This is a genomic window from Flavihumibacter rivuli (genome assembly GCF_018595685.2).
In the GTDB taxonomy this organism is placed as follows: domain Bacteria; phylum Bacteroidota; class Bacteroidia; order Chitinophagales; family Chitinophagaceae; genus Flavihumibacter; species Flavihumibacter rivuli.
On record NZ_CP092334.1, the window covers coordinates 2,480,787 to 2,505,260 of the forward strand.

12 protein-coding genes are annotated in these 24,474 nt (G+C 49.3%); 2 read left to right on the top strand and 10 right to left on the bottom strand.

The window, feature by feature from the left end:
• Window positions 1-64 precede the first annotated feature (64 nt).
• The 7 genes from KJS94_RS10670 to KJS94_RS10700 all read right to left on the bottom strand — a co-directional run bounded on the left by KJS94_RS10670 (window position 65) and on the right by KJS94_RS10700 (window position 17,263).
• Complete coding sequence (locus tag KJS94_RS10670; RefSeq protein WP_214448774.1) at window positions 65-1,441, bottom strand: RagB/SusD family nutrient uptake outer membrane protein; 1,377 nt, start codon at window positions 1,439-1,441, stop codon at window positions 65-67.
• An 18-nt stretch (window positions 1,442-1,459) separates the two neighbouring features.
• The gene (locus KJS94_RS10675; RefSeq protein ID WP_214448773.1) at window positions 1,460-4,495 is read right to left on the bottom strand and encodes a SusC/RagA family TonB-linked outer membrane protein; all 3,036 of its coding nucleotides are present in this window, start codon (window positions 4,493-4,495) and stop codon (window positions 1,460-1,462) included.
• Between the two features lie 492 nt (window positions 4,496-4,987).
• Entirely contained in the window at window positions 4,988-6,406 is a 1,419-nt protein-coding gene (locus KJS94_RS10680; RefSeq protein WP_214448772.1) for a RagB/SusD family nutrient uptake outer membrane protein, read from the bottom strand.
• 21 nt (window positions 6,407-6,427) lie between these two features.
• Window positions 6,428-9,454, bottom strand: a complete 3,027-nt coding sequence (locus KJS94_RS10685) for a SusC/RagA family TonB-linked outer membrane protein (protein ID WP_214448771.1) — start codon at window positions 9,452-9,454, stop codon at window positions 6,428-6,430.
• Window positions 9,455-9,933: 479 nt separating this feature from the next.
• Complete coding sequence (locus tag KJS94_RS10690) at window positions 9,934-11,568, bottom strand: RagB/SusD family nutrient uptake outer membrane protein (protein ID WP_214448770.1); 1,635 nt, start codon at window positions 11,566-11,568, stop codon at window positions 9,934-9,936.
• A gap of 28 nt (window positions 11,569-11,596) precedes the next feature.
• Window positions 11,597-14,692: a SusC/RagA family TonB-linked outer membrane protein gene (locus KJS94_RS10695; protein WP_214448769.1), complete on the bottom strand. Its 3,096-nt coding sequence runs from the start codon at window positions 14,690-14,692 to the stop codon at window positions 11,597-11,599.
• A gap of 252 nt (window positions 14,693-14,944) precedes the next feature.
• Window positions 14,945-17,263 (bottom strand): efflux RND transporter permease subunit, encoded by a 2,319-nt coding sequence (locus KJS94_RS10700; protein WP_214448768.1) that lies wholly within the window; start codon window positions 17,261-17,263, stop codon window positions 14,945-14,947.
• 95 nt (window positions 17,264-17,358) lie between these two features.
• Between KJS94_RS10700 and porZ the strand changes: the two genes are divergently transcribed.
• Window positions 17,359-19,632, top strand: a complete 2,274-nt coding sequence (porZ, locus tag KJS94_RS10705; RefSeq protein WP_214448767.1) for a type IX secretion system anionic LPS delivery protein PorZ — start codon at window positions 17,359-17,361, stop codon at window positions 19,630-19,632.
• Between the two features lie 8 nt (window positions 19,633-19,640).
• The gene (gene recO / locus KJS94_RS10710; protein WP_214448766.1) at window positions 19,641-20,381 is read left to right on the top strand and encodes a DNA repair protein RecO; all 741 of its coding nucleotides are present in this window, start codon (window positions 19,641-19,643) and stop codon (window positions 20,379-20,381) included.
• 315 nt (window positions 20,382-20,696) lie between these two features.
• Here recO and KJS94_RS10715 read toward each other — a convergent pair whose 3' ends face one another.
• The 3 genes from KJS94_RS10715 to KJS94_RS10725 are packed head-to-tail and all read right to left on the bottom strand — an operon-like array spanning window position 20,697 to window position 24,398.
• Window positions 20,697-21,878, bottom strand: a complete 1,182-nt coding sequence (locus KJS94_RS10715) for a peroxiredoxin family protein (RefSeq protein WP_239804130.1) — start codon at window positions 21,876-21,878, stop codon at window positions 20,697-20,699.
• Window positions 21,879-21,898: 20 nt separating this feature from the next.
• Window positions 21,899-23,371: an Asp-tRNA(Asn)/Glu-tRNA(Gln) amidotransferase subunit GatB gene (gene gatB / locus KJS94_RS10720; protein ID WP_214448765.1), complete on the bottom strand. Its 1,473-nt coding sequence runs from the start codon at window positions 23,369-23,371 to the stop codon at window positions 21,899-21,901.
• Between the two features lie 43 nt (window positions 23,372-23,414).
• Window positions 23,415-24,398 (bottom strand): DUF1028 domain-containing protein, encoded by a 984-nt coding sequence (locus KJS94_RS10725; RefSeq protein WP_214448764.1) that lies wholly within the window; start codon window positions 24,396-24,398, stop codon window positions 23,415-23,417.
• Between the last annotated feature and the right edge of the window lie 76 nt (window positions 24,399-24,474).

Sequence of the window (24,474 nt, forward strand, 5' to 3'; positions counted from 1 at the left end):
ATTCTCCTGAAATGAAAAAAGCTGCCCAATTGGGCAGCTTTTTGTTATTGGTTGGAAAGTGGAATTAGTAACCAGGGTTCTGGGCAATGATACCGCCACTGGTTTGCACTTCACGCAATGGAATAGGCCACAGTGCGCGGAATGCTTCAGTCAAACCAAGCTTGTTCCAGCGACGCAGGTCGAACCAACGGTGACCCTCATGCGCGAATTCAAGACGACGTTCGATTTCCAGTTGAGTCAGGAAAGCATCTACTGTAGTTGCGGTAAAGTCAGCCAGGCCTGCACGCTTACGTACGATATTCAGGTCCTTCAGTGCATTCTCCAGGTCCGGGGTAGCCTTGCGGGCACGGGCTTCAGCCCTGATCAACCACAGTTCTGCCAGGCGGATAACGATCACGTTATCATCACCGGAGATACGGGAGGCTTTCCTTGTCTTATTAGCAGGAATACCAGGCGCTGCAACAGTGTAGTTCACCCCCTTACGCAGGTCACCATCAGGATGCGCATCCCTCAGGCTGGTAGATGAAGTGATCTCATTCCTTCCACCCAGGCTACCGGGATAGTAGAAGAAGGCGATGGAGTTGGCATCATCGGGATAGAAAGGCAATTCCAGGATGCTTTCAGGCTTAACGTTCTTGCTCAGCCAGAGTGAAGAATAATCTGCAGCGAGGCCACCTGTTGCACTGGCGCTTACACCCAATCCGGTAAGAACGGCAGTAGCGGCTGTTTCAGCAGCATCCCACTCACCAAGGTAAAGGTGTACCCTTGCCTTGAGCGCATTAGCGGCAGGCAATGAAGCCCTACCAATGGAGTTGCTGGCCGGAAGGCTGGCAATCGCAGCGTCCAGGTCGGCCTTGATGGCAGCCCAAACTTCTGATTCAGTGGCTTTAGCCTTTGGTGCAGCATCCGCAGGGGTCAATGTGGGAACCAGGTACAAGGGAAGTCCCTGACCGTTGGCCTTTCCGTAACCATCAGGTGAACCACCAAACACCCTCAACAGGTCAAAATACATGAGCGCACGGAGGAACCTTGCTTCACCAATGGCCTGGGCCTTGTTGAAAGCGGGATCTTCAATGGTCTCTGCAGACACGATGATGTTGTTGGCGCGGTTGATACCATTGTAGATGGTATTCCACATGTTCGTTGTTTCGGCATTATCAGCCAGGATCTGCCTGGTGAAGATCTGCGCGAAACTAGGGAAGGTACCGGTATGGATGATATTGTCGGCGCTCATATCGGTCAATGCCTGGTAGCGCAGTCCATAATAGTTACCACTCTGGAGGATATCATAAGTACCCCTCAGGCCGGCTTCCACACCTGTCCTGGTAGTGAAGGCCGTGGTAGCATCCAGGGCTCCCTGGGGCTCTTGTTCCAATACCTTGGTGCAGGACCCCAGTCCGAGCATCGCTGCAACCAGTATAGCTATATTCGTTTTTTTCATGATCGTCATTTTTTGTGCTTAGAAACTGAGGTTTAAACCAAAGGTGATGGTCCTAGCCTGGGGATAGGTCAGGAAGTCTGTACCAGGGGCGGTGTTGGTGATACTGAAGGTAGAAACTTCAGGATCGAAACCGGAATAATTGGTCCAGGTGTACAGGTTCTCTGCCTGAACAAAGATGCGTGCTGTATTCAGCTTGATCCTTTCGATTACGCTCCTGGGCAGTGAATAGGACAATACGATGTTCTTCAACCTCATGAAGGAACCATCTTCCAGCCAACGGTTAGAGGTACGCCTGTTGTTATTGGGGTCAGTGATCACTGCACGGGGCAGGGTGGCGCTGGTTCCCTTATCAGGAGTCCAACGGTTCCTTACTGATCCCAGTGAACCAAACACGCTGTTCATACCTTCACCGAAAGCACGGGTGTTGTTATAGATCTCGTTTCCTGACACAAACTGCAGGAAGAAGTTCAGGCTGAAACCCTTGTAGCTGATGTCGTTGATGAAACCACCGAAGAAATCAGGAACGGCGCTACCAATGATACGCTGGTCGTTGGTAGTGATACGGCCATCACCATCCAGGTCTTCGAACTGGATATCACCAGGACGGGTAAGCGCTGTTTGCACAGGGGCGCTGGCGATCTCCTGCTGTGTCTGGAAGATACCCTTCACTACGAATCCACGGAAAGCACCCAGGTCTTCTCCCTCCTGTACCCAGCTGGCGAAGCCGGAAGCGAACGGAGTACCGGCCAACCTAACTACCCTGTTCTGGGGGAAAGTGATGTTGAAGGTGGTATTCCAACGGAAGTCCTTGTTGGCGATGGGAGTGGCATTCAGGGCCAGTTCCAGACCCTTGTTCTCCAACTCACCAATGTTCTCATTGATGGTAGTGAAACCGGAAGCACCTACCAGCGGACGGGCCAGCAGCAGGTCATTGGTCTTGCGGATATAGTAATCAGCAGTCAGGTTCACCCTGTTGTTCCACAAACCAAGATCGATACCGAAGTTGGTCTGCTCGGAGTTTTCCCAACCCAGGTTAGGGTTACCCAACTGGGAAGGAGCCAGACCGGCAGCCTGTGCGAAGTTGGCACCGGCACCCACCAGTGGCAAGGAAGCGAAGTCACCGATAGAGGAGTTACCAGCAAGACCCCAGCTACCCCTCAGCTTCAGGTCGCTGATCAGGTTGCTGTTCTTCAGGAAATTCTCTTCACTCACCCTCCAGGCAGCAGAGAAGGCCGGGAAGGTACCCCAACGCTTATCGGCACCGAAGCGGGAAACACCATCACGACGCACACTGGCGGTAAGCAGGTACCTGCCTTTGAAACCATAAATGGCGCGGGCGAGGTAACCGGCAATACCATAGGAAGAACCATTGGAGGTTGCTGAGATCCTTTGGGAACCGGCAGTCAGCCTCCTGATACCATCACCAGGGAAGTTTTGTGCCTGGGCAAATACACTTTCAAAATTTGATTCCTGGAAAGAAGCCACACCAGTCAGGGTCAGGTCATGGTTATCACCGATATTCGGACGCCAGGTAAGGATGTTCTCGTTGGTAAGGTTCAGGTCTTCAGTGTAACCTTCACGACCGTCACCCCTTACACCAGCACCCTGGATATGGGTAGAAGGAATATACTGCCATTCGCGGAAGTTCAGGTAGTCAGCACCAAACACGGTCTTGAAAGTAAGGCCGGAAGTAATGTTCCACTCCATGAAGGCATTGGCCAGGATACGGTTATTGCGTACATCATAGAATGGCTCACGGGCGTTCGCAATGGGGTTCTCGATGGAGGCGTTAGGGTCACGTCCATACGTACCATTGGGGTTGAATGCAGGAATATGGGAAGCCAGCAGGATGGCTGTACTCACAACACCGTAGATGTTGTTATCGTTCTGGATACGGTTGCTCACGGAACGGCTCAAACCAATACTGGTTCCGATCTTAACCTTCTTGGACAAGTTGTTATCCAGGTTGATACGGAAGTTGTAACGCTTGAAGTCGGAATTGATCACAATACCTTTCTGGTCGAAATAAGAACCGGAAACAAAGAACTTGGTATTCTCGTTTCCACCCTGGAGGTTAAGGTCATAAGACTGAACGGTTCCGGTCTGGAAGATCTCATCCTGCCAGTTGGTGCTGGGATAGGTGCTGGGATCATTATCCAAACCTACCAGGCCTACCGCAGAAGGCTTAACACCAGCGCCAAAGCGGTTTACAACAGACTCCTGCATCAGGGCTACATACTCAGGGCCGGTAGCCACATCCAGGCGCTTCCATGGTTGGGAAGTACCATAATAAGTGTTGAAGTTCACCCTTGTCTTACGGTTACCACCGCGCTTGGTGGTGATCAGTACCACACCGTTGGCAGCACGGGAACCATAGATGGCCGTAGCCGCAGCGTCCTTCAGTACTTCGTAAGATTCAATTTCATTGGGGTTGATATCGGCCAGTGAGTTGAGTGTCTGACCACCCACGCCGATCTGGGAATAGTTACCGATGTTAATGGGAATACCATCAATTACATACAATGGCTGTGAGCTGGCATTGATAGAACCAGTACCACGGATATTGATGTTGATGGAAGAACCGGGAGTACCGGAGCTCTGGGTTACGATCACACCCGCAGCCCTACCCCTCAGTGCCTGGTCAGGACCCTGCACCGGAAGGTTCTGCAGGTCAGATCCCTTTACCTGGGCTACTGAAGTGGTCAGCTCCTTTTTCTTCTGGGTACCATAACCAACCACTACTACTTCAGCCAGGTTCCTGTCCTGGGTAGTCATTTGAACATTGAAGGAAGTGTTGGAACCAATTGAAGCTTCCTTGTCGCCATAACCAACTGCAGAGATAACGAGGGTCTTGGCATTAGCGGGAACACTAAATGAAAACGCACCATCCGAATTGGTTGTGGTTCCAATATTGGTGCCCTTTACGATCACTGAGGCATTGGCCAAAGGCAGGCCTGCCGCATCTGTCACACGCCCCGTTAAGGTCCGGGTTTGTGCCGCCAGTTGCCCCACAAAAGCAACCATTAGCACGAGCATGCATAGAAGTTTTCTCATTTGCATTACATTTTAGTTTATGGTTAGAAAAGCGATTGTTCAAAAGCGCCGAATGCTTTCATAGGAAAGGCGGGACAAGGTTGTAAGTGTGACGGGGGAAATGCTGCTTAAGAAGGTTGAGAGAAGGGCTGATCTGAATAATGTTGGAACACTATCACGAAGTTTGAATTGCTACTTCATCAGAACCGCCTTAACCAGTTTACCCGGGTTAGATTAACAGGCGCAAACACCTGTTAGTTTTGAAATTTAGGAATATTTTAAGGCGGAAAAGGGCAAAAAAATATTAGAAATACAACTATAAGTTGTGGAAATACCTTAGAAATTTACCACTAAAGGCAAAAATGGTATTTTTAAAATACTGATTGATAATTATTTAATCTCTAATGCCAGTAATTCTATTTTTACAACCCAGAGTGATAAATATTTGAGCGAATCCTACATAAAAAAGCCGGCCCTTTGGGACCGGCTTTCAACATTTATCGCCAAACCAACTTAATAACCCGGGTTCTGGATCAGGTTAGTATTGGCATTGATCTCTGATTGGGGGAAAGGCAATTGGAACTTATTATCGCCGACAGGCAGGGTCCCGAATACATAAGTATCTCCGGAACCGTCTGCACGGTCACCAAAACTGGTGTTCCTGGCCACAGGTTGGTTCCGGCGCTTCAGGTCAAAGAAGCGGTCACCTTCATAGGCCATTTCCCATCTCCTTTCCTTAAGGATCTCCGTCAACAGGGCATCGCCTGCCAAATTAAGGGGAGCGTAATCAGTATACCTGTTCTCCCTCAGTTTGTTCAGGTCTGCCAATGCTTCTGCCTCCTTACCGGTACGGGCATAGGACTCAGCACGCACCAGCAACACATCAGCCACCCTCAGGGCCTTGTAATCCAGTACACCCAAGGGATCTCCTGTACGGCCATACCACTTCACAATATGGTTATAGGTTACACCATTATAAGCAGAGGTAGTGAAGTAGGCAGCCTTCCTTACATCGGTGTTCTTATAACTGTTGTAAAACTCGTAATCGGCATTGTATTCGGAACGGATACCTGCAGACAAGGTCTGGCTGTAGTTCACCCCTATCAAGACGTTATCCTTATTGATGATCTTCAACTTGAACAGGACACCTTCTTCAGTAGCATCCCTCCAGATGGATGGGAACTGTGCAATGGTTCCTACATTACCCCTGATGTTAAGGCTTTCAGTTGCCTTAGCGATGGCATCTTCATAACGTCCCATGTACAGGTAAACTTTTGACAGTAAACCCAATACCGCTGCACGGCTCAACCTGCCTGTACCATTGCTGAGATTGATCAGGCCGGAAGCGTCTTCCAGGTCCTTAGCGATCAGTTCATAGGTCTTGGCAACGGTTTCCCTTGCAGGCAACTGCAACAGGTCAGTGGAGACCACATATGGTACTCCAAGATCTGTAGCACTGGCATTGGTAGGGGTTTTGGCAAAAGTGCGTGCCAGGTCAAAATGCAGCATGGCACGTACCGCCAGTGCCTCACCTTGTGCATTGTTACGGAAATTACCGGCTGATAGTTTGTCAATATTCTCCAGGATGGAGTTACTGATCCTGATGATGCCATAAGCATTGGCATAAAGGCCGATGGTATTATTGGAATTATAACGCCATTCGCTGTATACGCGCTGGGTCAAACGACCCTGGCGATTCAGGATGGCATTATCGGCTGACACATCTGCAAAAATGTTCCAGATACCACCATAGTAGCTTCCACTGGCAACCATATTCCTGTACATACCCCTGATCACATTCTCAAAATCCGATTCCGTATTGAAAATAGTTTCTGAAGAAAGCGCATTATAGGGTTCGAGGTCCAGTCTTTTATCACATGCGGTGAACAGCATGGTTCCTGCTGCCGCAAATGCTATTAATATTCTTTTCATCTTGTGTGATTTAATGCTTCATTAAAATGTTACATCTACACCAAAGGTCAATGCCTTGGTTTGGGGATATCCAAACAGTGTTGCAAGTCCCGGACGAACGTTGAAGGATTCGCCGTTAGCGAGACCTACCTCAGGATCGCCGTAGAAATTGGTTACAGTGAACAGGTTCTGACCCTGAACATAGAAGCGTAACCGCTGCATTTTAATGCGGTTGAGGATATTGGACGGCAGGTTATAGGCAAGGGTAAGGTTCCGCAAACGCAGGTAGTCACCCTTCTGCAAATACTTATCAGTATCGAATGTCTGGTAGGCCGTTGCACTATTAGGACTAGGATACTTTACAATATCACCAGGCTGCTTCCAGTAATTCAGGGCTTCTTTCAACTGCGGGTAGAATATATTCTCACCATCACTTGCAGTTGCCTGGTAGTTATAGTTCATTACATAGTTACCACCACTATAGTAGAACTGGGCATTCAGTTCAAAACCCTTGTAGTTAACTGCTGTACCAAATGAACCAAACCAGCGGGGATCCGGTGCCTTACCACTTAGTACCACGGCATCACCACCAGAGAATGCTGTGGTGGGCTTACCGTCTTTATCAAGGAACTGCTGCTCGCCTGTCTGTGGATCAACACCCGCCCAACGGTTCAGGAAGAATACGTTGATGGGTTCACCGATCTGGTAGCGGCTGAGTGTGGTTGGGATGAACTCAGAACCACCATACAGTTCCGTGATCCTGTTCTGGTTGTAAGTAAAGTTGGCAAATACATTCCAGGTAAGGTCCTTGGTGCGAAGGATATCATACTGCAATGCTGCTTCGATACCCTTGTTGACCATTTCACCCTTATTCTGCAGGATGGTACCGAAACCTGTACCTTGTGAGATAGGCACATTCAGCAACAGGTCAGATGTTGTCCTGTGGTAGGCTTCAACACTACCCCTTAAGCGGTTATTGAAGAACTCAAAATCCACTCCAAGGTCATAGTTGAAGTTCTTCTCCCAGGTAAGATTGGAGTTACCAGCTGCAGAGGGAACTGCTGCAGGCTGGTTGTTATAGGAAACGTTCACTGCGAACAATGCCAGTGAGGCATAGTTACCGATATTGTAGTTACCTGATGTGCCCACTGATCCACGGAGTTTCAGGAGGTTGATCCAGCTGGCATTCTTCAGGAAGGCTTCGTCACTCAGGTTCCAACCTGCACCAACTGCCCAGAAGGTACCATACTTGTTGTTTGCACCAAAACGGGAGCTTCCGTCACGACGCAAGGAGAAGTCCACATAATACTTCTGGTCAAAGTTATAACCAAGTTGTCCGAACAAGGAGAACAGCGACCAGTCAGATTTGCTGGTACCCAACCTCAGTGGCGTAGACGCGTTGTCCAGGGTGCTCACGGATGCTGTGGGGAAACCCTGACCGGTCATGGTGTAAGATTTGAAATTATTCTCGTTATACTCGGTACCGGCAAGGATCCTGAAGTTGTGCACATCACGGACCGACTTGGTATAATTGGCCGTGTTGGTCCAAACATAAGTGAAGTCATCAAAACCATTATCGGTCTTGGAACCTCCCAAACGCAGGATCTGGTCAAGGAATGAACCAGGCTTGGTATAAGCTTCACGCTTGTAGTTGTTGTAATTCAGCGCCAGCGAAGACTTGATCTTAAGGTCCTTGAAGAAGGTGAACTCACCATACAGGTTGGTAATACCAGTGATCTGCTCGGTAAATTCAGGGTTGTTCTTCACCGCCTCAAGGATGGGGAAACCTGCAACAGGAATATTATAATCTCCGTCAGGAAGATATGCCGGCTCATAAGGATTGTACAGGTAGTAGGCAGTGTAAGGGCTCTGCGCATTATAACGCTCCCTTACCAGCTGGTCACGGGTATGGTAAACCGAAAGGTTATTACCGATCTTGAACCAGTCTGTTGCTTCGTATTCTACATTCAGTCGGCCACCTGTACGCTTGAAGTTGGAAGTGATGGCCACACCGTCCTCATCATAGGAAGACAAGGACATATAATACTTGAACTTCCTGTCGGAACCGTTCAGCGAGATCTCATGTGAACGCAGGGGAGCCCTTTGGAAAAGATAATCTTCCCAGTTGGTCTTTCCCTTCAATACTTCAGACCAAACAGCCTGGCGCTGGGCATCGTTCAGGTCAAATATTGCAGAACCTGCGGGTACCTGTCCGTTCTGTGCCAGGGTGGCAATGGCCTGTGTAACATAACTGTTCTCATAACCAAAATCATACTCATACTGCAACTTCTCCTCAGCACTCATCAGGCCCATATTGATGTCGCCTGTCCTTTCCTTCACACCATACTGGAACCGGTAGGTCAGCTGTGGTTTACCCTTACCGCGCTTGGTAGTCACTACCATTACACCATTAGAACCACGAGAACCGTAAATGGATGCAGAAGCTGCATCCTTCAATACGCTGACATTCTCAATGTCGTTGGGGTTAATGGCGTTCAGGATATTGGAGTTGGCCGGAACACCATCAATGATGATCAGCGGCTCACTGCCTGCAGAAATTGATCCAACCCCACGGATACGGATATACGCAGCTGCACCCGGGCGGCCGTTCACACCAACAATGTTAACACCAGGGGCCTTACCCTGGAGTATCTGGGTGAAAGAAGCAATAGGTACCTGCTCAAATTCCTTGGCAGATACAGTTGCTACTGAACCCGTCAGGTCCCTGCGCTTGGAAGACTGGTAACCAACCACCACCACTTCCTGCAGGTTCTTGTCCTGTGTAGTAAGGGAAATGTTGATTGCATCACCATTGCCAATGCGCTGTTCCAGTTCGCCATAACCTACCGCGGATACGACGAGGTCTTTGGCATTCTCCGGAATGGTAATAGTATAGGATCCGTCCTCGGCAGTAGTGGTACCATTCTTGGTACCTTTCACCATAACGGATGCATTGGCCACAGGCTTACCTGTGGCATCTGTAACCCGCCCCTTGATGGTACGGGTCTGTGCAAATAACTGCCCACCCAGGGCAATCATGCACGCAGTCATGATCAGGAGTTTTCTCATGTACATCTCTGTGTGTGTGTTAAAAAAAGCAATTAGGATGGTGCGTTAGCTGTAAGAGGCTAAGGCGACACCACTATAAGGAGTTTGCGATGATCGGGGGGACCTTGATATACATGCATGCAAGGCGCATGCATAACCTGCGCAGGAGATGATTCCTGCGCATGGGCAGCTAGTTGGCTACTGTTCATAACCGTATATGTTTTTCCTGTGTGTGTGACGAAAATGCGAGGACCTAATTCATGAGCCCCTGCATTTCCTATTATGATTTGCAAAATATCAGAACACTAACACAGGAATGATGGAGTTGTTAAGGTAGCAATGGTAATCATTGCATAAAGCCAACAAAAAATCAAAAGTTTACTATATATAGGGATACTAACGCTTATGGGTAGTTGAATTTTTCAAATATCCAATGGTATAATTCATATCAAAAAAAAGACCGCTTCAACTGAAGCGGTCTTTCTATCACATCAACCGAATTAATAATTCGGGTTCTGCTCAAAGTTGGGATTCTGTTGGGTTTCATCAAGCGGAATTGGCCAGATGAAACGGAAATCGCTGTAGGGGATCGCTGGCACGGCCCTTGTTAAGGTAACGCCACCGGCGCAGTTCATCCTTCCGGTTACGCTGGCACCGGTTCCGTACTTAGACGGGATACCACCACCTGCAATGGGTGCGAAATCGGCATCCAGGGCCAGGCGATGAATATCACCCCAACGCTTTCCTTCAGCCAGGAACTCGATCCTCCTTTCCTTCAGGATGGCAGTGATAAGGGCCTTGGCATCAGCGAAGCTGGCAAGGGTATAACGCTCGTCACCTGCGAGTACGGAACGGTTACGAACCGCATTCATCAGGTCTACAGCCCTCTGGGTGAGACCATTCTGGCGGGCTTCTGCTTCAGCAAGGGTCAGCAGTACTTCTGCATAACGGATCTGGGGAGCAGCATCAGATGAATTGGTGATATCACGATACTTCTTGCTGAATACAGCAGTGATGGCACCAGAAGTATTGGTGATCACATCCACCATCTTGCCATTTTCCCTTCTCAGGTCAGAACACTTCCAGTCAGCATCGCTCCAGATAACCGGGCTTACGCGAACCAGTCCACGACCACCCAGGTTGGGGTTACCGTACATGGGGGCCAACGCACCGTTCACACCAGGGTTATCGGTAGCGTTATTCCTGATAGAGAAGATGGATTCAGTAGAAAGGTTGTTGGCAAATGGACCTTCAGGAGTAGAGGTCAACGCCCATCCACCGATCGGGCTTACAAAAGGAGCAGCGGCAGGAACCAGCTTGTTTCCTTCTGTGATCACGCCAGCCCAGTCACGCATGTGCATTTTCACACGCATCTTGAGGGCAATAGCGGCAGCCTTGGTGGCACGGTAGGTACCGGTAAAGCCATTGGCAATGGCATTACCCGCAGCACCGGTGGCTGGCAGGTTGGTCTCAGCAAAATCCAGGTCAGCCAGGATCTTGGTATAGTTCTGGGCAACGGTTTCACGGGTCAGGCTGCGTGCTGCTTCAATGGAAGCAGGATCAGTGATCGGGAAGTCGCGGTAAATAATACCCTTCTGGGCACCATTTCCATCAGCGTAGGGACGGGCGAAGTTGATTACCAGTTCATGGTGGGCCATCGCACGCAGGAAACGGGCCTCAGCCTCGTACTGCTTGGCAGCTGCATCTGTAATAATGGTATTGGTACCTGCAAAACGTGAACCCTCCACCATCAGGTTCGCCTTGTTGATCATGTTATACAAGGTGAAGAACATGAAGTTGTTGTTCAGGGTACCAGAGTTATAGGTAGCCTCATAAGTGATCTGGTAGAACAATGCCTGGTTCAGCATGTCCTCACCACGCATATCCCCCTGCTCAATATTGGCTGCACCAAAAGGATATCCACGCACGGCACCACCAGAATAGAAACCACTCTGGCCGGCATCGTACACACCGTTCATGGACAGTTCCACCTGGGCAGGTGTGGAAAAGGCAGATTCAAAAGGAATACTGGCGTATGGACCTACGTCCAATACTTTCTTGTCACAGGCGGTCAGCAGCATGGTACTGGCCAGGACCGCAGCAGCAACTTTATTTCTGATATTGATATGTTTCATACTAGTCTAAGTTTTTTGTTGAAGCGAATTAGAAACCAATGTTCAAACCTGCTGACAGGATACGGGGCTGGGGAACGGTGTTGTTGTCAATACCGCCTTCAGAGATATTCTCCGGATCGATACCCTTGTAATCAGTGATCAGCCACAGGTTCTGGCCCTGGATGAAGAAGCGAACAGAGCTGATTGCATTATTGGTCATACGCTTAAGTGTAGCAGGATTCAGGTTGTAAGCCAACTGCAGGTTATCCAGGCGGATGAAATTGCCGCTTTCTACGAAACGGGAACTAGCAAAACCCTGCAGGTTGGTGAAGTTGTCACGACCATACCAAAGGCGGGGGACATTGGTAACATCACCGGCAGCAGTCCAGCGCTCCAGGATCTCCTTACCATTGTTCAGGAAGGCCTGGCTCATCAGGGCCTCCTGCCTTGTCAGGTTCATGATCTTGTTGCCACCGCTATAGCGGAAGAAGATATTCAACTCAAATCCCTTATAACGGAAGTTGTTGCTGAAACCACCAAAGTAAGTGGGCAGGGCGCTCGCCAATACCTTACGGTCACCGCCGGTCAGGGAAGACTGTGTACCCAGTGCAGGATCATCTTCCTTCACTACTGTGTAATAGGTAGAGTTGGCAATATTACCCTGGATCAAAGTACCATCAGCCTTGCGGTACATGGGGTTACCATTACCACTGTTTACACCAGCATACTCATAGCCATAGATAGCGTTGATCGGCTGGCCAACACGCAGGATATTGTAGTTGGAAATAACATCCTGGTTCAGGTACAGTTCCTTAACGGTGTTCTTAACATTGGTATAGTTGAAATTGATATCCCAGCTAAAGTCCTTCTTGTTGATAACAGTAGCGTTGATGGCAATTTCATAACCCTTGTTCTCCATGTCTCCAATATTCTGGAAGATACCATTACCCGGTACACCCAGTGAGGTAGGCAGGGGAGCGAACAATACCTGGTCGTTGTTCTTGTTGATAAAATAGTCGAAGGTCAGGTTGATACGGCTGTTCAGCAAGCCCATATCGAAACCGAAGTCAAGCTTCTCGTTCTTTTCCCAAAGCAGGTCAGGGTTACCCAGGCTGTTGAAGGCGATACCGTTCACAGCACCATAAGGAGCCAGACCAAATGTGGTCAGGGCAGGGAAACCACCAAGGGCGTTACCCACAGTTGCCCAGGATGCACGGAGCTTGAACTCGTTGATGGTCTTATCCAATCCGAGGCCACTCCAGAAACCTTCCTGGGAAACACGCCAACCCACTGATACACCAGGGAAGGTACCGTAGCGATTGGCTTCAGCCAGGGAAGACTGGCCATCACGACGGATACTTCCTTCGATGAAGTACTTGTCAGCGAAGTTATAGCTCAAACGACCGAAGAGGGAAGTGAAACCGCTCTTACCCATGCTACCACCAGACTGCTGGGTAACATAGCTACCAGAGATGATGTTATCGGTTTGATAGAACAAACTGGCAATATCCTGGCCCTGGGCGCTGAAGAATTTAGATACATCACGCTGAACTTCGTAACCACCGGTAGCAGCCAGGTTATGGTTGCCCCATGATTCAGAATAGTTCAACACGTTCTGGAGTACGAAACGGTTACGGTTAAGACTCTGGTTGAACACCAGACCACGCACGCTACGACCGTCACCATGGCGGGGATCCAGGCTCTGGAAGTCCAGACCATTCTGGTAATCCACTGAAGCCCTAAGGGTGTAGATCAGGTTCTTGATCGGACGAACTTCAACAAACGCGTTGTTGATCACACGGTACTTCTCAGAGTTGTACTTGTTCCTGTCCAATACGAAAGCAATGTTGGTATAGTTGTTTTCAATGGTCCTCAGGTTAGCATCCCTGCCAAGGGCAGAACCGTCAGGCAACACATTGTATCCATCAAAAACGGTGTTGGCGGGATCGAAGATCCTAACGTTGGGCAATGCGCGCAGGGAGTTGGCAACGGCACCGGAAAGGGCGTTACCACCATTGTTCTGGTCATTGTCATCCGTACGGGAAACACTCAGGTTGTTACCGATCTTCAGCCAGTTGTTGATCTTGTGCTCAATGTTGGCACGGATACCATAACGCTTGGCGAAGTTGGTCCTCACCATACCTTCCTGGTTAGAATAGTTGAAAGAAAGGTAATAACGGGTCTTGTCATTACCACCATCAATGTTCAGGGTATGGATCTGTGACTTGGCATTGCTGCGGTAAACATAATCCTGCCAGTCAGTATCAGTATTTTCAGAGTTCATGAAAGCCTGGTCAGTCTGGCCGGCATTGCGGAACTTTTCATTGGCAATGGTTACGAACTCCTGGGCATTCAGCAGGTCGAAACGCTTGCCGGGCTGGGCGAAACCGAAAGTTACACCATAGTTGATGTTGGCCTTACCGGACTTACCCTTCTTGGTAGTGATCAACAATACACCATTGGCAGCCCTTGAACCATAGATCGCGGTAGCAGAACCATCCTTCAACACTTCGATTGACTCGATATCAGCAGGGTTGATATCTGCCAGCGCGTTGGAAGAAGATACACCGGAGAAACCACCGGAGAAGGTTGGAACACCATCCAACACGATCAACGGATCGCGGTTACCGGAAATAGAGTTAACACCGCGGATACGGATACGGGGAGGATCGTTGGCCAGACCGCTTCCGTTGGTGATCTGCAGACCAGTAGCACGACCAGCCAACTGGTTATCGATACTGGGGGTAACGATCTTGGCAACAGGGGTAGGATCGATCTTGGCAACAGAAGCAGTCACCTGCTTTCTTTTCTGTACACCATAACCTACCACCACTACTTCCTGCAGGTTCTTGTCTTCAGCAGCCAGTGAAGCATCAATAGAACTCTTGTTGCCAATAGTGTATTCATTCTCTTCCAATCCTACGGAAGAGATCACCAGCACTTTGGCATTGGCAGGAACGGCTAAGGAATAATTACCATTAGCATCGGTAGTAGTACCTACAGCAGTACCCTTCACCACAACAGACGCATTGGGAACGGGATTCCCTTTCGCATCTGTTACCTTACCCGTAATGGTACGGGTTTGGGCCAACAATTGACCCCCGAGCATGATAATGCTCAGCAGTAACAAGACTAGTTTTCTCATGTGCGTTTAAGATTTTGAGGAGTAAAACTAGCGAATTGTTAATGTAATTTTTACTGGCAACTTCCTGAAACCCTTGCCAGACGGGAGTTTCAGACATCAAGAACCACAACTTTCAAAACCTGTGGTTTTAATATTAAACATTATTTAATAGGTATATTGCTAAATATCAATTTGCATTAACCAAATAAATAATTTGAAAGCGGTTGTGCCTAAACGGTAGAAAAAAAATTTTTTGTACTACAAACGAAATAATTACCGCTTTTTTGTTAAAGTGATGAGCAACGCCGGCAGCAATACAAGATTCGTAACAGTTGCCACAATAAGGGTCAGTGATGTCAGCCATCCCAGGGACTGGGTTCCACCAAAACCACTAAAGCAAAATATCACGAAGCCGGCGATCAATACCAGTGAAGTATAGATGATGCTGATTCCTGTTGAATGGATGGTTTCGATGATGATGGATTGCTTCTCTGCCTCTGAAGAGGTTTGCTCCTGCTTATAGTTCACCAGGAAACGAATGGTAATATCGATCGCAATACCCAGGGCAACACTGAAGATGAGTACAGTCGACGGCTTCAGTGGAACTCCCACCCATCCCATTACACCTGCAGTGATCAACAGGGGGATCAGGTTCGGGATCAATGAACAAAGCAATATCCGTCCTGACCTGAAGAGGTAGAGCATACATAAGGCGATCAGCAGGAAGGCCCAAAAGATACTTTCCTTCAATCCGTTGATGATAAAGGTACTTCCTTCGAGGAAGGTGATACTACTACCGGTAAGGGTTACACGATATTGTGCAGTATCGAAATATTGCCTGGTCTTCCCCTCAATACCTGCCAGCAATTCAGGCAAACGCTTGCTGCCTACATCCTTCATGTTCACACTGATCCTGGTCTGCTGTTTGGCACTGTCCATGAAAGAGCTTACCAAACGGGTGAGCTGGTTGCTTTCGCCGGGAGCAGCCTTGGTATTCAGGTAGCCCGCAAGGAAACTGATATCAAAACTATTGGGCAATCCATAGTTGGCACTATCGCCATCATAGTAGGCCTGGCGCGCAAACTTCATCCCCTCAACAATGGAAAGGGGACGTGCCATTTCCGGTTGGGCGGCGATGAACTGTGATAAGGAATCGATCCGCTCAAAGGTTGCCAAGGGATTCCTCCTTAAACCGTTTGGCTTCTTCGTATCTACCACGATCTCCAGGGGCATTACCCCCTTGAAATTGGATTCAAAGAACTTCAGGTCGGTATAGATCTTATCTGTCTTTGGAAGGTCATCCACAATAAATCCTTCTGAACGCAACCTGAACATACCGGCAATGGCCGCTATGGACAACACTGCAGTGATCAGGTAGATCTGTTTCCTGTGATTGAGGGACCATAGTTCCAGTTTGTCCAGGACAGCCAGCAACCATTTGTTCTCCAGGTAACGGGTATGCCTGCTTTTGGGTGCCGGAAGGAAACTCAACACGGTTGGAATAAAAATGAAAGAGATCAGGAAGATCACCATGATATTGATACCAGCCACTACCCCAAACTCTTTCAGGATCTCGCTCTTGGTAAGGGCAAAAACGGCAAAGCCAATGGCAGCGGCAATATTGCAGAACAAGGTCACAATACCCATCCTCGCCACCATGGTACGCAAGGCTTCTTCCCTAACGCCGGTCTCATTATAGGAAACATGGTACTTGTTCAGGAAGTAGATACAGTTGGGGATACCAATCACCACCAACAATGGTGGCACCAATGCTGTCAACAGGGTGATCTTATAACCGAAAAGGAACATCGTACCCAAACTCCAGACCACACTCATCACCACTACTAGCAATGAAATGACCATGGCACTGAAACTGCGGAAGAAGAGCAAGAGGATCACTGCAGAAAGCACCAAGGAACCGATCAGCAACCAACGCATCTCCTTCGCGATCCTGTCGGCTACCTGGGTCCTGATCAGGGGCAGGCCACTCAACTTCATATCAAGGTTCTGGGACCTGCCAAACTTATCCGTAACCGCTACGATCTCGTTAACAACGCCGGTCCTCTTGGGCGAAGCCAGTATCTCCTTATTGATCCTTAATCCCATCATGTAAGCATTGGTCTCGGGATTGTAAAGCAACCCCCTGTAGAAAGGGAGGGAACTGAATACTGCCGCGCAGCTATCCAACTGCGCCTGGCCGAGCTGGCCTTCGGGGAAAATCCTGGTCGCATTCAATTTCTCGCCGGCACTATCCTTCACCAGGTTCACAGCTGTGGGGATACTGAGGATATCCTCCACTCCCATTACCTTTTTCAATTCTTCCTGCATGGCCCTGTAGGCATTGAACTGGGCTGCCGAAAAAAACTTTTCGGATTGGATACCCACTACCAGCAGGTTGCCATCTTCCCCAAACTGCTTCTTGAAGGCCTGGTAGTCGCGGTACTTCAGGTTATCGGTCGGAATGGCCTTCGAGAATTCATAACTCATCTGCACCTTACTGGCGAAATATCCCATCACACCTGTAAGTGCCAACAAAAGGGCCAATAATACTACCCTGTATTTCAAAACGGCCGAACCGAGTTTATACCACATGCAACTTGGAATTTAGGAACGAATGCCGCAAAGAAAACCATTTTAGTCCGATTGGCAGGGAAATCCGCCACTGTTTTCGGCTAACTTTGAACTGCATGCGGCTTAAATTCACGGTTTTACTACTTATAATTTCCTGTATCCAGCTTGCTGCCCAACCCATTGGCAGCTGGCAGGAGCAATTACCCTTTGCCAATGCCACCTGGCTGGGTACTGGCACCAATACCATCATCACTTCTACCCCTTACGCTTTCTTCACCCTCAATACCAATGATAATTCTATCAGGCGCTTTAGCAAAGTCAACGGATTGACCGAGACTGGTGTGCAGTTCGCAGCAATAGCACCGGGCGGGGATTGGGTGATTGCCTATCGCAACAGCGGCATCGACATGCTCAATGGGGACCAGGTCATTGAAGTGGATGCCCTTAAGGATGCTTCGATCAATGCAGATAAAACCCTATTCGATATCCTCTTTACCGGCGACCAGGGACTGCTGGCAACCGGCCTTGGGATTGTCCAGCTCAACTTACAGAAGAAGGAGATCGGGGACACCTGGGTGATCGGTAATGAGGGGAAGTATAATGCGGTGTATGGAACGGCAGTTACTGCCAGCCATATATACGCCGCTTCCGCGGAAGGCCTGAAACGCGCACCACTTACCGGTGTCAACCTGGCCGATTACCGCAACTGGCAGAACCTTTCTGGCTCCAATGGCATTCCATCCGGCAAGGTCGATAAGGTCTTTGCCATCGGGCAGCAGGTGATCATTCAAAAAGGCAATGCCCTGTATAGTTCTACAGGACAGGATTTTACCCTTTTATACAGTGACGCGGCAATTTGGGAACCGGCTAAATTGGTCAATGGGAACATCACCATCTGCCAAAAGCTCAATGCCGGTCCCCGCATCCTTGCCTTATCCGCAACAGGCAATATACTGAGGTCGCAAGCTAACGGAATACAACAACCGAAACAGGCCATCCTGCTGGGCGAGAACCTATGGGTAGCAGACTCCCTATTGGGCCTGTTACGGTTTGGATCCGATAGGACCGAATCCTTTGTGCCCAATAGTCCCGCCGGCATTGGGGGAGGAAGCCTGTACATGGACAATGGGGAATGGTGGGTAAGCGCCGGCAGTGTTAGTCCTGAATGGCAGAACCAAAACAGGCCGGGAAGCCTCTTCCGATTTGTGGAAGGCAATTGGCAAAACTTTACGCCCGAAAATACAACTGCTCTAAATGGTACAAAGGATATCATCTCCCTGATAAGCGATCAAAGCCGAACCATTTGGGCCGGCTCTTTCGGGAGCGGATTGTTGCAATGGCGCGATGGGCAGTTCAGGCTTTTCCGTGAAGGATCCTTTATCGGGGAAGACGCCTCCAGTCCCGGACAATACAGGGTGAGCGGTCTTGCAGTTGATGGCCTGAACAATCTCTGGATCAGTAATTATGGTGCGGCCCAGAACCTGGTGGTACTATTCCCGGATGGGAACAGCCGTCGTTTTGCTGTACCCTTCCCCCTCCGGTCAAGGGGTATAGGCCAGCTCATCATCGATGACCTCGACCAGAAATGGATCATTGGCACCAATGGTTTTGGATTGATCTGTTACAACCATGGGACCTCTATCGATAATGCAGGTGATGACCGCTGGAAGCAATACCTCACAGGGCAGGGTAATGGCAACCTGCCATCCAACGAAGTATTGTGCATCAGCAAGGATAAGTTTGGTTTCATCTGGATCGGAACGGCCGATGGTATCGGTATCATCCAATGCCCCCAGGAAGTATTCGGGGGCAATGGTTGTGAAGCGGTCCTTCCCGTTGTGCAGACAGATAATTTTGCCGGCTATCTTTTCAAGGGCGAAAGGGTGCAAGCCATTGCAGTGGATGGCGCCAACAGGAAATGGATCGGGACCAGGAATGGTGCCTGGCTGATCAGTGCAGACGGCGAAAAGACCATCCATCGCTTCACCAGCGAGAACAGTCCCTTGCCTGATAACAACGTACTCCAGATCAGCATTGACCAGAAAGACGGCACCGTATTATTCGTTACTGCATCGGGCATGTACAGTTACAAAGGGGACGCCACTGCAGGATCAAATTCCGGCAACCAGGTCCTGGTCTATCCCAACCCGGTCCCCCCGGGCTTTAATGGAACCATTGCTATCAAGGGCCTGGTTGAGAATGCTATTGTAAAGATCACTGAACTCAATGGGCGACTGGTTTACCAAACCAGGGCACTTGGCGGACAGGCCATCTGGAATGGCAAGGATTATAACGGACGAACCATTTCTACCGGTGTTTATCTTGTGCTGGTGAGTGATACCGGCGGCAATAACCAGACTGTAGGGAAGATCGTATTCATAGGGAGGTAAATGAAGGAATGAACCATTCAACTAAAGGCATCGTTTTGAAATCGACCAGGTATGGGGAAACCAGCCTGATCGTTTCCATATTCACGGAATTGTTTGGATTGCAACAATATATCCTGAATGGGGTAAGGAGCAGTTCCAAAAAAGGACCGGGCAAGGCCAATCTTTTCCAGCCTGCGGCCCAACTGGACCTTATTGTTTACCATAACGACCTCAAGAACCTCCAGCGCATCAAGGAAAGCCAATGGGCCTACCTCTACAATGAGATTTTCTTTGATGTATTCAAGAGTGCTGTCGCCACCTATATGGTGGAACTCCTGCAGAAATGCCTCAAGCAACCGGAAGCCAATCCCGACCTTTTCTATTTCATGGAAGACAGCCTCCAGCACCTGGACCGTGCAACGCCCCATGAAGTAGCGAATTTCCCGATCTTCTTCGCGGTTCACCTGGCCAATTTCTTCGGGTTCCGGATACCGGATGAATATAGTGAGGAGAACAGTATCCTCGACCTGCAGGAAGGTATATTCACCAGTCACCCACCTGAACATTATCATTTCCTTGAAGGGGAGCTCAGTGCCGTTACCTCACAATTCCTGAAAGTGCTGCAACCGCATGAGCTGAATCAAATACGGTTAAACGTTGCCGTTAGAAGGCAGTTGCTGCGTTCTATGGAAACCTTCTATGCCCTGCATGTTCCCGATTTTGGCAACCTGCGTTCCTTACAGGTTTTGCAAGAGGTACTTTCCTCATGAGTTGCTTTCTGAACATTTACACTCGGGATGGTCTAACGTAAGAGGCCACGAAGACACGAAGACTCGAAGTTTCACAAAGCCGCCTTCGTGTATCTTAACCTCAGCGGGGTCTCCCGCAGGGGACCCCGATGAACTTCTTTCCTACTATTCATCAGGGTCCCTTTCAGGAGACCCTGATGGGGTAAAATGGTCTAACGTAAGAGGCCACGAAGACACGAAGACTCGAAGTTTCACAAAGCCGTCTTCGTGATTCTTCGAGTCTTGGAGCCTTCGTGGCCTAACTCACACTGACCTTACCGGTCATGAGAAAAGTGATTATTTCAACACCTCACTCAATTTCTTATCGAGGTCGAAACCGCGGAGGTTCTCCGCAATGACCGTACCATTGGGATCGATCAGCACATTATAAGGGATGCCTTCGAATCCATATACTTTCACCGATTCACTGTCCCAGAACTTCAGGTCGCTGATATGGGTCCAGGTCAGCCTGTCCTTCTCAATGGCCTTCAACCAGGCATCCTTTTCCTTATCAAGGGAAACACCAAGAATCGTAAAATTCTTATCACGGTATTTTTCAAATGCCCTTACCACATTGGGGTTCTCCTGGCGGCAGGGCCCACACCAACTGGCCCAGAAATCAACCAATACATACTTTCCCCTGAAAGATGAAATGGCAATATTCTTTCCATTGGCATCAGGAAGGCTAAGTTCCGGAGCCGGCTTGCCAACCAGGCTCTTGGAAGCTCGCTGCTTCTCCATTTCGGCAACCTGTGCCTGTTGCATGTCGTAGGTCTGCTTCAGTGACTTCAGGGTCAGGTGCTCAGGGAATTTTTTAACAGTGGTATTCAGGACCGTTTCGAAATCATCCTTCTGCATGGAACGGGAGGACATGCCCAGTACGAACAGGCTTACAGCAGGATGGCTGGTCTTATTCAGCACCTCTTTCATATAGGTGTTGATGGAAGCCACCTGGTCATTCTTCCGGTTGGTATACACCAGCAAGAGGCTATCATTACCACCAATTGTTTTCAGGCTATCCAATTCGGCAAAGGCCTTGTTGATCTTCGCGCCACGCTCACTATACTGCTGGATGAAATTCCGGATCTCTTCGCTCCCTTCGGAACCCTTAACGGTATAATAGTTTTCCCGCTTGGACATATCAAGGTCCACAGTGATCTCATCAGCATCATTCACCAACAACAATACCGGTCCATTCTCCACTACCAATTGGTAAATACCTTCTTCCTTAGCCTTGCCCTTCAGGGTCAGCGATCCCTTGGCATCCTTGAGGCCAACCGAATCCAATACAACGGGTGTGCCGTCGCCGCCATAAGGTATCTCCTCCAGTAATATCTTGCGGTAGGGCATTGGCACCAACTGGTCGGCATTGGAATAATTCACGGCAACGGAAAACGCACCACCGGCCTCCTTGCTTTTACATTGAACCGCTATTACACTGATCAACAGCAATAAACCGGTTAGTCTGATCAATTTCATTGTCCTGTTTTTTCGTATGGTTACTTACTTAATTTTTCTTCCAGTAATTGGGTGGTTACCTTGGGATCGGCTTTGCCCCTCGATAATTTCTTTACTTCCCCCATAAATAGCCCGATCAACCCTTTCTTTCCCTTCTTGTATTCAGCAACCTTGTCGGGCATTTTGCTCAACACCTCATCCACCCATTGCTCAATGGCTCCTGAATCGGAGCTTTGCAGCAGATTCAGGCTGGTAGCCAATTCCAAGGGATCGGCTTCCGGTTGTTGAACCAGCTGCGGCAATAGCCTGGATGAGGCTGCAGAGAAGCTGATCTTTCCGCTGTCAACCAGGTCAACCAGTCTCGCAAGTTGTTGCGGCGCAAGGGCAAACTGATCAATGCTGCTATGGTTATCGTTCAGCCATGACCTTACGGGACCCAATAACCAGTTGGCCACTGCTTTGTAGTGTGGGGTCTGTGATATAGTCGCTTCAAAATAGTCTACCATCTCCTTTTCTTCACTCAACTGGCGCGCGTCATAGGCCGGCAGTTTGAGATCATTGATATAGCGCTCCTGGATGGACTCCGGCAACTCCGGCATGGCAGCCCTGATGGCAGCTATGCGTTCGGCTGTTATAACGAAGGGTGGCAGGTCTGGGTCAGGGAAATAACGGTAATCATTCGCTTCTTCCTTGGTACGGAGTGCGAAAGTGGTACCATTATCCGCATCAAAGCTCCTGGTTTGCTGGATGATGGGTTCCCCCCTTTCCATCACTTCCATCATGCGGGCCGCTTCATACTCTATTGCCCTTTTTACGTTACGGATGGAATTGAGGTTCTTTACTTCAACCTTGGTGCCCAGTTTGGGATCACCATGCAAGCGGATGGAAATATTGGCATCACAGCGCATGCTGCCTTCTTCCATATTGCCATCACAGATGCCAAGGAACCTTACCAGCTTCCTGATCTCCGTGACATAGGCATAGGCCTCTTCTGCACTGAACATATCCGGTTCGGATACGATCTCGATCAGCGGCACGCCGGCACGGTTATGGTCAATGGCCGTACGCAAGGGATCTGCATCATGGATGCTCTTGCCCGCATCTTCTTCAAGATGGATATGGTGCATCTTCACTATCCTCTCCCCCGCAGCAGTCTGGATCTTCACCCCACCGCCCTGGCAAATATTGTTCACGTGCTGGGAGGTCTGGTACCCCTTGGGCAGGTCTGGATAGAAATAGTGCTTCCGCGCAAACCAGTTCACCTCTGAGATGGTGCAATTACAGGCCAATCCCATCCTTACCGCATACTCTACTGCCTTCTTGTTCAGCACAGGAAGGGTGCCGGGATGGGCCAGGGTAATGGGACTGATATGCGTATTGGGATCGCCGCCGAAGGCAGCGCTATCCCCACAAAACAATTTGGTCTGGGTGGCCAACTGGGCATGCACTTCCAGCCCGATCACCACCTGGTACCTGGCCGAAAGTTCCTGTAAAACTGATCCGCTCTTTTCCATAAAGCACAAATGTACCCAATAAGCAGCAGAAGGGAAAAGGAAGCTAGAGCGATTGTAAGCGCTTTAACAGGGCCTCATCTGCCTGTAGCAGGCCTACCTTGGGTAACCTTTCCGTTAATTTTTTCCAATTGGGATCTGCTGCATACACTTTCTTAAGGAGGGCAGCCCCTTTTTCAATGTCCTTATTATTGATCAGTGTAATGGCTGTCCAGTATTGCATTTCAAGGTTATCGGGCTGCAATTCCATGGCAGCATTATAGGCCTTCATGGCCGCGGCCATATTGCCTTTCTCTACCTGCAGGTCACCCTCGTTCATATACTGGTAGGCCACATGAACCGTATACAACCTGGATAATTCTTTAATAGGATCGGTCGCATCATCTACCCTCAGGTCAACGGTCCTTTCATCCCAGGGCTTGCCTTCAGACTTACCCGGCACTACGAGTAAGGCAGCAGATTGCTTCCCACGTACATCCCCTCCTGCACCTTGCGCTGCCTCCAGGGCCTTCAACATGCGTTCAGCCAATGGCTTACCGGCTGATGCCTTAAATGCCTTATGCATGGCATCACATACACCGGGTCCGAGCATCATATTGGCCTGCACGGAAAATTGCTCCCCTTGCTGGTGGCAAGCATAATCAATGCAAAGCTTACCGGTATGGGTCGCGATATTTCCCTTGCTATCCACGATCCCTACCTGGCGGACATCCTTGCCTGCATCATCGGCCAACAAAGCGTCCAGCACCTGTTGGGCAGTCATGCCTTTCTTCAGCATTTCGAGGCCACGAGGACCAAAGGATTTGTTGACGAATGACTGGGTGGCAATGGCGCCAACCCCTGCTTCTGCCCAGCTCACCGTGGTGCCCACGGAGAACCAATGGCTTTGAACGGCAACAGCCATTTCCCCGGTCTGCGGGTCCCTGGCAACAATGGAAAAGGTGTGGGCAAACGGATCCTTCTGCCCATGCTGCTGGGCATTTACGGGAATAGCCAGCCATAACGATATGATCAGTGCAAGCGTCCTCATAGCAATTGTTTTGATAAATTTAAGTCCTATGCATAAAAAAAGGTGCCCAAAGGCACCTTCATTCTTTCTATACAGT